The organism is Xanthomonas hortorum, assembly GCF_024339125.1.
In the GTDB taxonomy this organism is placed as follows: domain Bacteria; phylum Pseudomonadota; class Gammaproteobacteria; order Xanthomonadales; family Xanthomonadaceae; genus Xanthomonas; species Xanthomonas hortorum.
In genome coordinates, this window is the sequence record NZ_CP101417.1 from 2927070 (window position 1) to 2941381 (window position 14312).

Consider the following 14312-nt stretch of genomic DNA (forward strand, 5'->3'; position numbering starts at 1 on the left):
TATCCGGCAAGCGGGTCGGAATTCTGTCGGAAGCACCGGTAACGGTTGCGTTTGGCCAGGCTCGGTTAGGATGCGCAAATCGCCCCTGCCGGGCCGCCCTGGAAACCTGCTCATGCGGCTGCTGGTCATCGAAGACAACCGCAACATGGTTGCCAATCTGTTCGAGTATTTCGAAGCGCGTGGGCACACCCTGGACGCCGCGCCGGACGGCGTCACCGGCCTGCACCTGGCCACCACCCAGCATTACGACGCGCTGGTGCTGGACTGGATGATGCCGCGCATGGACGGCCCGGAAGTGCTGCGCCGCCTGCGCGAGCAGCACCAGTCCGAGTTGCCGGTGATCATGCTCACCGCGCGCGACGAGTTGCCCGACAAGATCGCCGGGTTCCGCGCCGGAGCCGACGACTATCTGACCAAGCCCTTCGCGCTGCCCGAACTGGAAGTGCGCATCGAGGCCTTGCTGGCGCGTGCGCATGGCCGTCGTCGCGGCAAGCTGCTGCAGGTGGCCGACCTGCGGCTGGATCTGTCCACGCTGGAAGCCACCCGCGCCGGCCAGGCGCTGCATCTGTATCCGGCCTGCCGCAAGTTGCTGGAAGTGCTGATGCAGGCCAGCCCCGCCGCCGTCACCCGGCAGCGGCTGGAGCAATCGTTGTGGGCCGACGACCCGCCCGATGGCGACATGCTGCGCTCGCATATCTACGAATTGCGCCGCAGCGTGGACGGCCCGTTTGCGCAGAAGTTGATCCACACCTTGCCGCGGCTCGGCTACCGGCTGGCGGTGCTGGATGGCACCAGCGCGCTTGCCACAGGCGAATCCATCGATGGCTAAGCAGCGACCGTTGGGCCGCCGCGTCCTGGTGTGGTTGTTCGGCTACACGTTGTTGATGACGCTGGCGGTGTTCGGCACCGCGCAGTATCTGCACGAGCGCGCCGAACACGGCGTCTGGCGCTCGCTGCTCAACTCCGAACTGGACAGCATTCTGGACCGCAGCGCGCAGGATCCGGGTTACCGCTGGCAGGATTCGGATACCTTGCGGCTGTACCGTGTCGATGACAGTGCGGCGCTGCCGCCGGTGTTGCGTACTTTGCATCCTGGCCTGCACGACGAGCTGGAAATCGCCGGCCGCCAGAGTGCTGTGATGGTGCGCGACACCGCGCAGGCCGGCCGCCTGGCGCTGGTGCTGGACATCACCGATTTCGAAGCGCTAGAAAAATTTCTCACCCGCTGGATGCTCGCCGCGGGCATCGCGCTGATCAGCGTCACCTTGGTGATGGGTACCTATGCGATGGCGCGGCTGGTGCGGCCGCTGGTCGAGCTGGCACGCGATATCGGCGCGCTGCGCCCGGAGCGGCGCGCGCAACGTATCGCCGTGGGCCCGCAGGGCAGTGCCGAGCTGTACGTCATCGCCGATGCGCTCAACGATTATCTCGAGCGCAACGGCCAGTTCGTGGAGCGCGAACGCGCCTTCATCGACAGCGCCAGCCATGAGTTGCGCACCCCGATCGCGGTGATCGGCAACGCCGCCGAACTGGCGCTGGAACAGCCCGGTACACCGCCTGCGGTGCGTCATCAGCTTGAGCGCATCGCGCATACCAGCGGTGCGGTGGAGCAGCTGATCACCTTGTTGCTGGTGCTGGCCAAGGACCCCGGGCGGCTGAGCTGCGGCAACGACACGCTGCGCCTGGATCAGCTATTGCCTGAGATCGTCGCCGACCACGCGCATCTATGCGCCGACAAGGATCTGCTGGTGCTCATCGACCCACTGCCGCCGTGCAGCCTGACCGCGCCGGTAGCCATCGTGCAGACCGCCATCGGCAACCTGCTGCGCAACGCGATCGAAAACAGCGACCGCGGCATCATCCGCGTCTCGCTCTCTCCACCGGGCGTGGTGCGCATCGCCGACCCGGGCCATGGCATGACGCCGGAAGAAATCAGTGCCATCTATGCGCGGCTGGCACGCGGCAATGCACGCCAGGGCAACGGCATCGGGCTGGAGTTGATCGGGCGCCTATGCGAGCACCTGGGCTGGCATCTGCATCTGGATTCCAGCGCAGGGCAGGGCACGGTGGCGACGCTGGATCTGTCCGGCTCGACGATTGCGACCGGGCTACAGGGATAAATAGTCGCGATGCGTGTTGTGCGCGTAGCGCTCATCGCATCGGCGGCCGTGCGCGTGCTGCTGAGTGCCGCTCGATCGAGAGAAAAACTGCATGACGAACCACGCTGCATCGCCGACTACGTCAGTAGCGTGAATCGCGAATCCGCAGTTTTATCAAGACCGCGCAGCACTTAAGCCGGCAACAACCCGCGCTCGCTCAACCAGCGATGCGCGTTCTCCGCATCCTGCTCGAACCATGCACGCGTGGATCCCAGCCGGTACGTATAGCCCCAGGTATCCATATCGGTCATCAGGCGCGCGCTGCCCACACCGGGCAACTGATCGGCCAGCAGGATCTGCAGATAACAGGTCGCGTCTTCTTCATCCACCGAATCGGTAGCATCGGTATGCACGGCGGCACGCTTGTCTGCCGGCAACACGATCAGATGCCCGGCCTCATGCAGCAGCGAATGCACTGGCGTGTCGTCGCGCACGTAGACATCGCAACCGATAATGCCGGCCTCCGGCTCGCCCCAGAAACTGCCCGGTATCGGCGCGCCGACGTCCACGCGATGCAGGCGCAGGCCATAACGTGCGAGCAGCGCGGCGGGTGCGTCCAGGCCGATATCGGCCACACACATTACAGTGGCAGATTGGGATTCGGAGTCGAATGCGGAAGAAGAATCGATGGTCACGCGGGAGAGCTCGCGGTCGGGTCACACGTTAAAACGGCACCGTGCAAACACGGTGCCGTCCAGAGGATGTGGAGTGGCTAACACAACGTCGCGAGCAGCCTGGCGGTGATCGCAGTCGTTTTGCCAGCCACTCTTACTTGTCGCCGTCTTCCGGCAACGCGACCGAGATATCCAGCACGTCGTGTTCGCCGTCCTTGACCAGATCAACCCGCACCGCATCGGCATCGATGTTGACGTACTTCTTGATCACTTCCAGCAATTCGCGCTGCAGCAGTGGCAGGTAGTCCGGACCTCCGCGATGGTTGCGCTCCTGCGCAATGATGATCTGCAGGCGGTTTTTGGCCGTCTCGGCGGTGTTCTTCTTGCTCTTGAGAAAATCGAGCAGGCCCATGCTTACCCTCCGAACAGCTTGCTGAAGAAGCCTTTCTTCTCCACGGATGTGAATCGCATCGGGCGGTCTTCGCCCATGATGCGGGCGACCGCGTCGTCGTACGCCATGCCGGCCGGCGACTCGGCATCCAGGATCACCGGCTCGCCCTTGTTGGAAGCGTTGAGCACATCGCCGGATTCGGGAATGATGCCGATGGCCTTGAGGCCGAGCACTTCTTCCACGTCGGTGATGCTGAGCATTTCGCCACCTTCCACGCGGCCCGGGCTGTAGCGGGTCAGCAGCAGGAACGCAGGAACGGTCTTGCCTTCCTCGGCCTTGCGGGTCTTGGAATCGAGCAGGCCGATGATGCGGTCGGAGTCGCGCACCGAAGACACTTCCGGGTTGACCACCACCACCGCGCGGTCGGCAAAATACATCGCCAGGAACGCGCCTTTTTCGATGCCGGCCGGCGAATCGCAGACGATGTACTCGAAGCCGTCGGCAACCAGATCCTTGAGCACCTTCTCCACGCCTTCCTGGGTCAGCGCATCCTTGTCGCGGGTCTGCGAGGCAGCCAGCACGTACAGGTTGTCGAAGCGCTTGTCCTTGATCAGCGACTGCTTGAGCGTGGCTTCGCCATGCACGACGTTGACGAAGTCGTACACCACGCGCCGCTCGCAGCCCATGATCAGGTCCAGGTTGCGCAGACCGACGTCGAAGTCGATGACGGCGACCTTCTTGCCGCGCTTTGCCAGCCCGCAGGCCAGGCTCGCGCTGGTGGTGGTCTTGCCGACGCCGCCCTTGCCGGAGGTGACTACGATGATTTCAGCCAAAGGATTTCTCCGAAATATTTCAGTGGTTGGGCTGCGTCAGTCCAGCGCAGCGATCTTGATCTGATCCTGCTCCAGCCAGACCTGGACGGCCTTGCCACGCAGTTCCATGGGGACATCGTCCAGCACCTTGTAGTGGCCAGCGATGGCGACCAGTTCGGCGTGGAAATCGCGGCAGAAGATGCGCGCGTCGGTATTGCCTTGCGCACCGGCCAACGCGCGGCCACGCAGGGTACCGTAGATATGGATGCTGCCGTCGGCGATCACCTCGGCGCCGGCACCCACCGTACTGAGTACGGTCAGGTCGCAGTTCTCCGCATACAGCTGCTGGCCCGAACGCACTGCGTTGCGTTGCATGCGGCCAGGTGCCGGGCGCACGACAGGCGCTGCGGGTTCGGCGCGTGCAGGTGGCGGCGGCGGAGGCGGTGGGCTCACCGCAGTGGGTTCGTATTGCGCACGGAACTTGGCCAGCAGCGGCACGCCGAGCTGTTGCGACAGCAGATCGATCTCGCTGGTGCCGTAGGCCAATGCAACCGGCAGCACGCCGGCCGCACGCAGACCATCCAGCAGCGCCTTGGCGGTGGTCACGTCGGGCAATTGCGACAGCCCACCGAAATCCAGGATCACCGCCGCACGCCCGAACAACTTGGGCGCGCGGGTCACCCGTTCCTGCATCTCGCGCAGCAGGCGCGGCACATCCAGCGTGCGCACGCGCAGATTGGCGATGCCCACCTGGCCGATCTTCAGTTCGCCGGCTTGTTCAAAATCCACATTCACGCTCGCCACGCCTCAGCTCCCCGTCGATGCGTTGTCGGTGGTGGCGGCATGACGCGGCCGGCCGACCCACGGCAACTGCTCGGGCAACTTGCCGCCATAGGTCTCCTTGACCCACGGATAGCTGCACATGTCTTTCATCAGCATGCTGGCGCGCACTTCCACATCGGCCATGGTGTTCTGGCCGACCTCGCGGAAGCCGAAGCTGCCATGGAACAACAACGCCGCATCGGCGCCATGGTCCAGGAACACCTCGCAGGCCAGTTGCGGGTAGCGCAACTCGGTGTAGCTCTGCACATCGGCATAGAACGCACGCCCGACGCCACCACCGCGACGGCGGCTGGCGACCACGATGCGGTCGATGTAGAAAAATTCCGGATGACGGTCCCGGAACCAGGCGAAATTGCTGCTGTCATGCGCACTGCCGCTACCGAACCCGACCAGAAACCCGGCCAGGTTGCCGTCGCGCTCGGCGACGCGGAAATATTCGGCCTGCTCGTAGAAGCGCTGCAGCTTGTTTGGATCCAGCGGCAGGATTGCCAGTCCGGCATTGTTGTTCAGGGCCAGGACGGAATCGAGCTCGTGCTCGCGCACGTCGCGGATAACGATCGACATTGGGACTCCGTGGGGTAACGCTCTCGACCCGAAATCGGATCTGCGTCGGATTATTACATGCGTGGCCTGAAGCGGCGACCCGGCATGCGCGCTCCGCAGGGCATGCGGACGAGAAGGCTGCAGCGGCGCGCCGATGTCGGAGTGCAACTTGTTGCCAACGCGCCGATGCATGACTTCCGGCAAGAGGGCAGGGCCGCGCGTTACGCCTAAGATGCGTACATGTTGGGATACCTCAGTCATACGCGCGTCCTGCGCTTCGCCGGCCTGTTCACCTGGGCGATGATCGCCATGCCGTTGGTGTACACCTACTGGCCGGTTGCCGAAGAGGGCGACCACCGCAGTGTGGCCGAAGCCCTGCTGATGTCGGGCTTCTTCGTCGGCTTCGGCGCCAGCTACTTCTGGTTGACCCGCGGTTTGAACAGTGGCGGCCACGCGCACTGGTACGACCGGCTGATTCTGCTGCTGCTCACCATCTTCGCGCTGGCGGTCAGCTATCTGAGCGGAACCGGGCTGGGCAGCATCCTGATGATGGTGGCGGCCGGGGTGATCCCGTGGCTGCTGCCGCTGCGCATCGGGGTGGCCTGGCTGGTGCTCAGCCAGCTGGCGGTGCTGCCGGTGTTCTACTACCTGCGCCCGGACTTCACCCTGTTCGCCGCGCTGATGCAGTCGCTGTTGTACGGCGGCTTTTCGATGTTCATCTTCGTGACCAGCCTGGTCGCGCGCCAGCAGACCGATGCGCGCGAAGAACAGCGCCGGCTCAATGCCGAACTGCGCGCCACCCGCGCGCTGCTGGCCGAAAGCGCCCGCATCAACGAGCGCACCCGCATCTCGCGCGAGCTGCACGACCTGCTCGGCCACCACCTCACCGCGCTGAGCCTGAATCTGGAGGTGGCCGGCCACATCACCGAGGGCCAGGCCCAGGAACACGTGCGCCAGGCGCATACGCTGGCCAAGCTGCTGCTCACCGACGTGCGCGAAGCGGTCAGCCACCTGCGCGACAGCGGCGCCATCGATCTGGAAGCGGCCTTGCGCCCGCTGGTGACCCAGGTGCCCTCACTGGACATCCATCTGGACATCGCCCAGCCGCTGACCCTGGACGACCCCGAGCGCGCCCACGTGCTGCTGCGCTGTACCCAGGAAATCATCACCAATGCGGTGCGCCATGCCGGTGCGCGCAACCTGTGGATCCAGGTGCGCCGCGATGCCGACACCGTGCTGATCGACGCCCGCGACGACGGCCACGGCGCCGACACCGTGGCGCCCGGCAACGGGTTGCGCGGCATGCGCGAACGCCTGAACCAGTATGGTGGCCAGCTCGAGATTCAAACCCGGCGGGGTGACGGCTTCGGCCTGCGCATCTCCGTTCCAGGCGCGCCGGCACTGATGCCTGCGGCCGTGACCCAAGGAGTGTTCTAGATGATCCGTGTGTGCCTGGTCGACGACCAAACCCTGGTACGCCAGGGCATCCGCTCGCTGCTGGCGCTGGACAACGGCATCGAAGTGGTCGCCGAGGCCTCCGATGGCAAGCAGGCGGTCGAGCAGATTCCGCAGATTCAGCCCGATGTGGTGCTGATGGACATGCGCATGCCGGTGATGTCCGGGCTGGAGGCGCTGCAGATGCTCTCGCGCAACGGCACGCTGCCGCCGACGATCATCCTGACCACCTTCGACGACGACCAACTGGTACTGGCCGGGCTCAAGGCCGGCGCCAAGGGCTATCTGCTCAAGGATGTCTCGCTGGAACAACTGGTCGGCGCGATCCGCACCGTGGCCGGCGGCGGCTCGCTGGTGCAGCCGGCGGTGACCCAGCGCCTGCTGTCGGGCCTGGAACACATGCGCAACGAGTTCGTCAGCCTGGACCGGCCCGACCCGCTGACCGATCGCGAGACCGAGATCCTGCGGCTGATGGCCAGCGGGTTTTCCAACAAGGAGATCGCCAATTCGCTGGGCGTGGCCGAGGGCACCATCAAGAATCACGTCTCCAACATTCTGTCCAAGCTCGGCGTGCGCGATCGCACCCGCGCGGTATTGAAGGCCTTCGAGCTGCAGTTAGTCTGAGAGCGTCGCCGGGCGGCGTTGAACCCGCCTCGGCGCTGAGGGGTACGGCGCCGAGGCGGCGCGTTTCACCCCGCGGGTGTGCCTGATTCACTGTGGTGCGATTCACCGTGGCGCGTTGCTGTGCATCTGCGTGGCAACAGGCTGAGGAGCAGGGCGAATGCGCCATGCCATCGCTGCATCACACACAGGCATCGCGCGATGTGCATGATAGCGGCGCGCAATCCGTCCAAACCCCTGCCTGGATTAGGATTGCGTCGTTGTGCAACGGCGTGTCTTGCGCTGGATGACACCGCAAGACCGCGCTACCCGTCGCACAACTGAACATCTTTCTCGAAGCCTGCTAGGATGGCGGCTTCGCTTCACTCAACCCGGCCGTGGGATCGGCCCCGGAGACCTCCTGAATGACCCGTATTATCGAGTTCCTGATCGCCTTGGGGATCGTGGCTGGCCTGTTTGTCGTAGTGGGCCTGGTGTTGCCCTCGGAGCGGCAGATGTCCGAGAGTGTTGAGACCAACCGCAGAATGACGATTGTTTACGACACCGTGAACAGCTTCCGTCGTTTCAAGGATTGGAACCCGCTCGTGCTGCGTGACCCCAAGCTCCAGCTGAAGCTGGCCGGCCCTGAAGAGGGCAAGGGTGCACGTATCGAGTACAGCTCCACCGAAGGTTACATCGGCAAGGGCAGCTGGGAGATCACCAACAGCGTCAAGAACGAGCGCGTTGAGATTTCGATCGACGATCCCACCAAGGGCTATGACAAGGTCACCAATTTCACCCTGGTGCCGACCGGCAAGAACAACAAGAACGTCAAGATCACCCAGGACTACAGCGTCAAGTACGGCTGGAACCTGTTCGGTCGTTATGCCGGCTTGTATGTCAGCCGCCACGTGGGTGACGACCTGAAACTGGGTCTGTCGCGCCTGGCGACCGCACTGGCCACCGTTCCCAATTTCGACTACCGCGCCGAGCTGGATGGCAAGCCGGTGTTGAGCGATCTCAAGATCGTCGATGTGCCGGCCGAGGACCTGTTGGTCGTCACCGCAGGCAACATCGATCGTGACAACGAGACGATCAAGAAGTCGATCAAGGACAACCAGGAGTGGATCAAGCGTGTGATGGATTCCAACGGCCTTGAGGCTGCGGGTCCGGTGCGCATCGTCACCACCGACTTCGCCTCCGACAAGTACGCCTTCGACGTCGTGCAGCCGGTGCGCAAGCGTGCCGGTGCGGCTCCCAAGCCGGATGCGGCCAAGGACGCTGCCAAGAAGGACGACGCCGCTGCCGCTGCTCCGGTCGATGCAACGCCGGTCGCCGCCACTGGCGAAGAGCTGAAGGTCAATATCCCGACCGAAGCACCGGTGAAGTACGAGCGCACCAAGGCGCATCGCTCTGCCTATGCAACCTACGCAGGCCACATGGCCGGTCTGGATGCAGTGCGTAGCTCGCTGCGTGCCTGGTCTGCCACCAACGGCAACGACGTGACCGAGCGTCCGTACGAGTCGTGGAAGGCAGGCGTGGACAAGTCGTTTACGCCGGAAGGTGTCTACGATGTTTACTGGGCCATCAAGTAATCGTTTCACCACGATGAGTTGATCCAGACGAAAACGCGCCGCAGCCTTGCGGCGCGTTTTTTTTTGCGCCACGGCGCTGCAATGGAGCCTGCCCTCATGTCCCTGCTCGAACGTCGTAAGAAACATCCCTCGCAGCTGGCGTTCTGCGGCGCGTTGCTGGCCGCCATCGCGGTGGGGTTGTCGGCCTATGCCTCGCATGGCGTGGCCGATGCAGTGCTGCAATCGCGGCTGCAACTGGCGTCGCTGTACGCATTCGGGCATGGCGCCGTTCTGGCCGTGCTCGGCACCACCGAAACACGCGCGCTGGGTCGGATCGGTCTGTATCTGCTGTTGATCGGCACGCTGCTGTTTGCCGGTAGCCTGGTCGGTGGCGCGCTGCTGCAGTGGCCCACCAGCCTGGCGCCGGTTGGCGGGGTCAGCCTGATGCTGGGCTGGGTGGTGCTGGCGATCGGCGCGTTGAGGCGCTGAGCATGCCGCGCCATGCCCGCGGATTCGATGTGGAAGCTGCGTTCGCGCACTTGACCCGGCGCGACCGCGCGCTGGGTGCGTGGATGAAGCGCATCGGCCCGATCGCGCCGCAGCCGGGTTGGCGCAAGCCGTTCGATCCGGTGGATGCATTGGCGCGCGCGATCCTGTTCCAGCAACTCAGCGGCAAGGCGGCCTCCACGATCGTGGCGCGGGTGGAAGTGGCGATCGGTGCGCAGCGGTTGCATGCGGATACGCTCGCTCGTATCGACGATGCGGCATTGCGCGCCTGCGGCGTGTCCGGCAACAAGGCGCTGGCATTGCGCGATCTGGCGCGGCGCGAACTGGAAGGCGAGATTCCCTCGTTACGCAAGCTCGCTTTCATGGACGACGAAGCGATTGTCCAGGCGCTGATACCGGTGCGTGGCATCGGCCGCTGGACGGTGGAAATGATGCTGATGTTTCGCCTGGGTCGCCCGGATCTGCTGCCGATCGACGACCTTGGCGTGCGCAAAGGCGCGCAGCGCGTGGACAAGCAGGAGCAGATGCCGACGCCGAAGGAACTGGCCGCACGCGGCGAACGCTGGGGCCCGTATCGCAGCTACGCCGCGTTCTATCTGTGGAAGATCGCCGACTTCAGCGTGGCGGCCAAGGTGCCGACGCCGCGCTCGCAGGAGTAGCTCGCGCGCAAGGGTGGTAGACAAGCTGGGTGGTCGTGTCGCGCTGCGTCGCGTAAGGCATGACGCGCGGCCGGCTTACGTCGCCGACCAACGCCAGTGCCACGGCTCGTAGACGATGCCATGCGGGTTGTCGCGCGGATAACTCAGGCGAAAGCCGAACTGCGCGGCATGCGTACGCAACCACGCGAATGCCGGCGTCGCTTCGAAGGCGTCTTCGGCCGGCGGCTCGCTTGGCGTGCCGATATCCAGTGCATCGCCGCTGTGGTGTTCGCTGAAGCCTGGCGCTGCGTTGACGGCCAGAATCTGGGCAAGCGTGAGGCCGCGCGCGAACTTGCGTTCGAAGATGCCCAGTTGATAGTCGTGACTGCGATAGCCTGAGATCGCATCGAGCAGGACGCCCGTGCGTGCCGCATCGATGCGCATGCGGTGCCAGGCGCGGGCGGCGCCGTGGCTGAGCCAGAGTGGCCGACCGAAGCGGTCGCGGCCGGCATGCTGCAGCACGGACGGTTCGGCGATCAGCATCAGGCCGGTCTGGCTGACGTAATCGTCTTGGGCAATGCCCAGCTGCGCCAGACGGCGTTGCAGGCCGTCGATCGGGAGCGTGGTGGCGCGGGGCGGCAGGCGGGGCGTGCCGGCATCCAACTGATCCAGCGCCTCATCCAGGCCGGGCTCGCGTGCCAGCCGCGGCACCAGCGGCATCAGCCCTTGCGCCAGTTGCGCGGCCAGATAGCGCCCATCGCGCTTGCGCCTTAGCAGCCAGTCGGCCTGCGCCAGCACGCGCGCGTCGGCATTGCTGCGCGCGTGCAGAAGGGCGGCTGGCACCAGTTCGATCGAGCGGGTATTGAGCAGCAGGGTCGGCACGGGACGTATCGGCATCGGCACAGGGTAGGCCGAAGTGGCCAGCGCGGCCAGCGAAGGCAAATCCTGGTACAGCGGCGGGTAGCCGTGGCTGCGAGAGCTCGGCGACCACTGCCGCCACGTCCGTCATCAACGCAGCGCACGAGCGGCCACTGCGCGCCAGCCGCCGAGGCGCGCTGGCGCGCCGATGTCAGAGTTCCTTCTTGAACACCAGCAGCGCTGTGCCAAGCGGCATATGCATGAGGATGTTGACCAGCTCCCAGCCGAGGTTGCCCTGCTTGACCAGTTCGGCCTGGATGTCCTCGCTCTTGATCGTGCCGATAAACGACGGCTTCAACTCGATGGTCAGATAGTTCCAGCGTTTGCTCATGCTTGCGGTTCCTTGTCGTCGCGCGGCTTCGGCAGCCGGCCGGCCTTGCGCAGCGCATCGCGCAACACGTATTCGATCTGTGCATTGAGGCTGCGCAGTTCGTCGTCTGACCAGCGCTGCACGGCGGCCAGGACGTCGGCGTTGATGCGCAGCGGATAGGCCTTCTTTTCGTTCACTCGCGCTCCCCGCGGCCGCTGTGGCGGCGCAGGTGCATCACCATCGAGACGATCAACACGTTCACGCCGACGAGCATGCCGATCACCACCGCGTAGATACCGGCGCGGTTGTCGCCGGCCCAGTACAGGCATGCGGCACCGATCAGGATCACCAGGCCGATCAGCGCCCAGCGCAGGCCCAGGCCACGCGCACGGTCGTCCTCGTCCGCCCCGATGGAGGCGGCGATTGCCAGCGCGGGCAAGCCGGAGAGCGCGACCACCAACGGCACCATCACATTCATCGCATCACCTCAATACAGCGAGCCGGCGTTGACCACCGGTTGGGTGCCACGATCAGAACACAACACCGTGAGCAGGTTGCTGACCATGTGCGCCTTGCGCTCTTCGTCCAGCTGCACCACACCATTTTTCTGCAGTTCGGACAGCGCCATTTCGACCATGCCCACCGCACCGGCGACGATGCGCGTGCGTGCGGCGATCACCGCATTGGCCTGCTGCCGCTGCAGCATGGCCTGGGCGATTTCCGGTGCGTAAGCGAGGTGGCTGATGCGCGCTTCGATCACATCCACACCGGCCTGGGTCAGGCGCTCGTCCAGATGGCGCTTGAGTTGCTCGCTGATTTCGGCCGGGTGGCTGCGCAGCGAGATCTGATCGTCTTCGTGCTGGTCGTAGGGGTAGCTGGTGGCCATCGCGCGCAGCGCCGCTTCGGACTGGATATGCACGAAGCTTTCGTAGTCGTCCACGTTGTAGACCGCTTCGGATGCGTCCAGCACCTGCCACACGATCACGGCGGCAATCTCGATCGGGCTGCCATCCAGTTCGTTGACCTTGAGCCGGCCGCTTTCGAAGTTGCGCACGCGCTGGCTGACGCGACGTTTTGCATAGAAGGGGTTGTTCCAGCGCAGCCCCGGGTCCTTGACCGTGCCGACGTACTTGCCGAACAGGCTCAGCACTGCGGCCTGGTTCGGCTCCAGCGTGTACAGGCCGGCCAGCATGAAGATGCCCACCGCCACCACCAGCAGCGAAGTGAGAAACCCGCCCGGCGTTGTGGTGGTGGCAGCCATCGAGGTGAGGATGAACCACGCCGCGCCTGCGAACGCCGCGCCGGCGGCGAGGATGACGGGAATGCCCGGCAGTGAGCTGATCGGCTTCTCTTTCATGAGTCAGGTGTCCTTGGGGAGTGGAAAAAAAGATATCAAATTGATATCATGCGACGCAAGGGCTCTGACCGGCGGTCTGGGTGACGGCCCGTTAGAATGGCGGCCCCCTTCCGATCTGGACCGCGCTCATGACTACTCTCGGCACGCCGTTGTCGCCTTCCGCCACCCGCGTGCTGTTGCTGGGCTCGGGCGAACTGGGCAAGGAAGTGGCGATCGAATTGCAGCGCTTCGGGGTGGAAGTGATCGCTGCCGACCGTTACGCCAATGCGCCGGCGATGCAGGTGGCGCATCGTTCGCACGTGCTGGACATGCTCGACTCGCAGGCACTGCGCGCGCTGATCGCCAAAGAGCAGCCGCATCTGATCGTGCCGGAGATCGAGGCGATCCATACCGAAACGCTGGTCGCGCTGGAGCGCGAGCAAGGGCAGAAGGTCATCCCGACTGCGCGCGCCGCACGCCTGACCATGGACCGCGAAGGCATCCGTCGTCTGGCGGCCGAAACCCTGGGCCTGCCGACCTCGCCGTATCGTTTCGTCGACACGGCTGCCGAATACCGCGACGCCATCGCCGCCGTCGGCCTGCCGTGCGTGGTCAAGCCGGTGATGTCGTCCTCGGGCAAGGGGCAGAGCACCTTGCGCAGCGAAGCGGACATTGATGCGGCGTGGGACTACGCGCAAACCGGCGGGCGTGCCGGTGCCGGCCGTTGCATCGTCGAAGGCTTTATCGACTTCGATTACGAGATCACCTTGTTGACCGTGCGGCATGCCGGCGGTACTTCGTTCTGCGATCCGATCGGGCATTGGCAGAAAGATGGCGACTACCGCGAGAGCTGGCAGCCGCAGCCGATGTCGCCGGCCGCGCTGCAGCGCTCGCAGCAGATCGCGCAGGCGATCACCGATGACCTTGGCGGCTGGGGGTTGTTCGGTGTGGAGCTGTTCGTCAAGGGCGACGAAGTCTGGTTCAGTGAAGTCTCGCCGCGACCGCACGACACCGGCCTGGTCACGCTGGTATCGCAGGAGTTAAGCGAATTCGCGCTGCACGCGCGCGCCATTCTCGGCCTGCCGGTCGGTGCCGACAACGGTGGCGTAATTCGTCAGAGCGGGCCATCGGCATCGTGTGCCCTGCTCGCACACGGCCACGGCGTGCCGGTCTTCGATAACGTTGCCGATGTACTGCGCGACCCGGATACCGCACTCCGTTTGTTCGGCAAGCCGCGCGTAGATGGCCATCGCCGTGTCGGTGTCACGCTGGCGCGTGCCGACAGCATCGATGCTGCGCGTGAGAAGGCACGTGTGGCGGCTGAGGCGCTGGCGATCCGGCTGGACGCCTGAGGCGCAATGCGTGTCGGGGCGGGGCTGTAGCGGCAGCAAAGAACCGCTCCCTGCTCTGGCGACTCGGGTGGGCGCTCTCGTCACCGACCGCGCTAGCCCGGCATTGACGACCGCCGACCGCATCCCGGCACGTCTTCAATATACTGCGGCACGAGCACCCCCGTGCTCCTGCCGCAGCTGCCACTGTTCAACGGATCGTCCGCAGGAGAAGCCTGAGTCAGCTCAGAGCCAGATGCTTCGAATCCCGATTCCCGAATCCC

At 64.8% G+C, this 14312-nt stretch carries 18 protein-coding genes; 8 read left to right on the top strand and 10 right to left on the bottom strand.

Annotated elements, in window-relative coordinates; all coding sequences use genetic code 11:
• Nucleotides 1-112 precede the first annotated feature (112 nt).
• Together NMB96_RS12510 and NMB96_RS12515 are read left to right on the top strand one after the other, a co-directional pair.
• Nucleotides 113-829 (top strand): response regulator transcription factor, encoded by a 717-nt coding sequence (locus NMB96_RS12510; protein WP_023903099.1) that lies wholly within the window; start codon nt 113-115, stop codon nt 827-829.
• The gene (locus tag NMB96_RS12515) at nt 822-2120 is read left to right on the top strand and encodes a sensor histidine kinase (RefSeq protein ID WP_255084968.1); all 1299 of its coding nucleotides are present in this window, start codon (nt 822-824) and stop codon (nt 2118-2120) included. Before NMB96_RS12510 ends, NMB96_RS12515 begins: the two co-directional genes overlap by 8 nt.
• Before the next feature lie 170 nt (nt 2121-2290).
• Here the strand turns inward: NMB96_RS12515 and NMB96_RS12520 are convergent, their stop codons facing one another.
• From NMB96_RS12520 to NMB96_RS12540, 5 genes are all read right to left on the bottom strand, one after another.
• A complete protein-coding gene (locus NMB96_RS12520; RefSeq protein WP_255086964.1) occupies nt 2291-2740 on the bottom strand; it encodes a hypothetical protein in 450 nt (149 codons plus the stop codon).
• Nucleotides 2741-2927: 187 nt separating this feature from the next.
• Nucleotides 2928-3185, bottom strand: a complete 258-nt coding sequence (minE, locus tag NMB96_RS12525) for a cell division topological specificity factor MinE (RefSeq protein ID WP_005994583.1) — start codon at nt 3183-3185, stop codon at nt 2928-2930.
• A gap of 2 nt (nt 3186-3187) precedes the next feature.
• On the bottom strand, nt 3188-3997 hold the full coding sequence (minD, locus tag NMB96_RS12530; protein ID WP_006450025.1) for a septum site-determining protein MinD: 810 nt from the start codon (nt 3995-3997) through the stop codon (nt 3188-3190).
• Between the two features lie 36 nt (nt 3998-4033).
• Nucleotides 4034-4780: a septum site-determining protein MinC gene (gene minC / locus NMB96_RS12535; protein WP_168957960.1), complete on the bottom strand. Its 747-nt coding sequence runs from the start codon at nt 4778-4780 to the stop codon at nt 4034-4036.
• Nucleotides 4781-4783: 3 nt separating this feature from the next.
• The gene (locus NMB96_RS12540) at nt 4784-5383 is read right to left on the bottom strand and encodes a GNAT family N-acetyltransferase (RefSeq protein ID WP_104552037.1); all 600 of its coding nucleotides are present in this window, start codon (nt 5381-5383) and stop codon (nt 4784-4786) included.
• A gap of 219 nt (nt 5384-5602) precedes the next feature.
• On the opposite strand from NMB96_RS12540, the gene NMB96_RS12545 reads away from it, so the two are divergent.
• From NMB96_RS12545 to NMB96_RS12565, 5 genes are all read left to right on the top strand, one after another.
• Nucleotides 5603-6799, top strand: coding sequence for a sensor histidine kinase (locus tag NMB96_RS12545; protein ID WP_006450022.1), 1197 nt, complete (start codon nt 5603-5605; stop codon nt 6797-6799).
• On the top strand, nt 6800-7441 hold the full coding sequence (locus tag NMB96_RS12550; RefSeq protein WP_006450021.1) for a response regulator: 642 nt from the start codon (nt 6800-6802) through the stop codon (nt 7439-7441). It abuts the gene before it with no gap.
• A 401-nt stretch (nt 7442-7842) separates the two neighbouring features.
• Complete coding sequence (locus tag NMB96_RS12555) at nt 7843-9012, top strand: polyketide cyclase (protein WP_168957959.1); 1170 nt, start codon at nt 7843-7845, stop codon at nt 9010-9012.
• Between the two features lie 81 nt (nt 9013-9093).
• Complete coding sequence (locus NMB96_RS12560; protein ID WP_043889711.1) at nt 9094-9480, top strand: DUF423 domain-containing protein; 387 nt, start codon at nt 9094-9096, stop codon at nt 9478-9480.
• A 2-nt stretch (nt 9481-9482) separates the two neighbouring features.
• The gene (locus NMB96_RS12565; RefSeq protein WP_023903108.1) at nt 9483-10157 is read left to right on the top strand and encodes a DNA-3-methyladenine glycosylase family protein; all 675 of its coding nucleotides are present in this window, start codon (nt 9483-9485) and stop codon (nt 10155-10157) included.
• Between the two features lie 75 nt (nt 10158-10232).
• On the opposite strand, the gene NMB96_RS12570 is transcribed toward NMB96_RS12565, so the two are convergent.
• The 5 genes from NMB96_RS12570 to NMB96_RS12590 all read right to left on the bottom strand — a co-directional run bounded on the left by NMB96_RS12570 (nt 10233) and on the right by NMB96_RS12590 (nt 12721).
• Nucleotides 10233-11033, bottom strand: coding sequence for a M15 family metallopeptidase (locus NMB96_RS12570; RefSeq protein ID WP_043889712.1), 801 nt, complete (start codon nt 11031-11033; stop codon nt 10233-10235).
• Between the two features lie 172 nt (nt 11034-11205).
• The gene (locus NMB96_RS12575; RefSeq protein ID WP_023903110.1) at nt 11206-11385 is read right to left on the bottom strand and encodes a DUF4177 domain-containing protein; all 180 of its coding nucleotides are present in this window, start codon (nt 11383-11385) and stop codon (nt 11206-11208) included.
• Complete coding sequence (locus NMB96_RS12580; protein WP_006450015.1) at nt 11382-11561, bottom strand: type II toxin-antitoxin system antitoxin; 180 nt, start codon at nt 11559-11561, stop codon at nt 11382-11384. The genes NMB96_RS12575 and NMB96_RS12580 overlap by 4 nt, the downstream gene beginning before the upstream one ends.
• On the bottom strand, nt 11558-11842 hold the full coding sequence (locus NMB96_RS12585; protein ID WP_006450014.1) for a hypothetical protein: 285 nt from the start codon (nt 11840-11842) through the stop codon (nt 11558-11560). Before NMB96_RS12585 ends, NMB96_RS12580 begins: the two co-directional genes overlap by 4 nt.
• A gap of 9 nt (nt 11843-11851) precedes the next feature.
• On the bottom strand, nt 11852-12721 hold the full coding sequence (locus tag NMB96_RS12590; RefSeq protein ID WP_006450013.1) for an SPFH domain-containing protein: 870 nt from the start codon (nt 12719-12721) through the stop codon (nt 11852-11854).
• A 128-nt stretch (nt 12722-12849) separates the two neighbouring features.
• Between NMB96_RS12590 and purT the strand changes: the two genes are divergently transcribed.
• Nucleotides 12850-14052: a formate-dependent phosphoribosylglycinamide formyltransferase gene (purT, locus tag NMB96_RS12595; protein ID WP_023903111.1), complete on the top strand. Its 1203-nt coding sequence runs from the start codon at nt 12850-12852 to the stop codon at nt 14050-14052.
• Nucleotides 14053-14312: the final 260 nt, after the last annotated feature.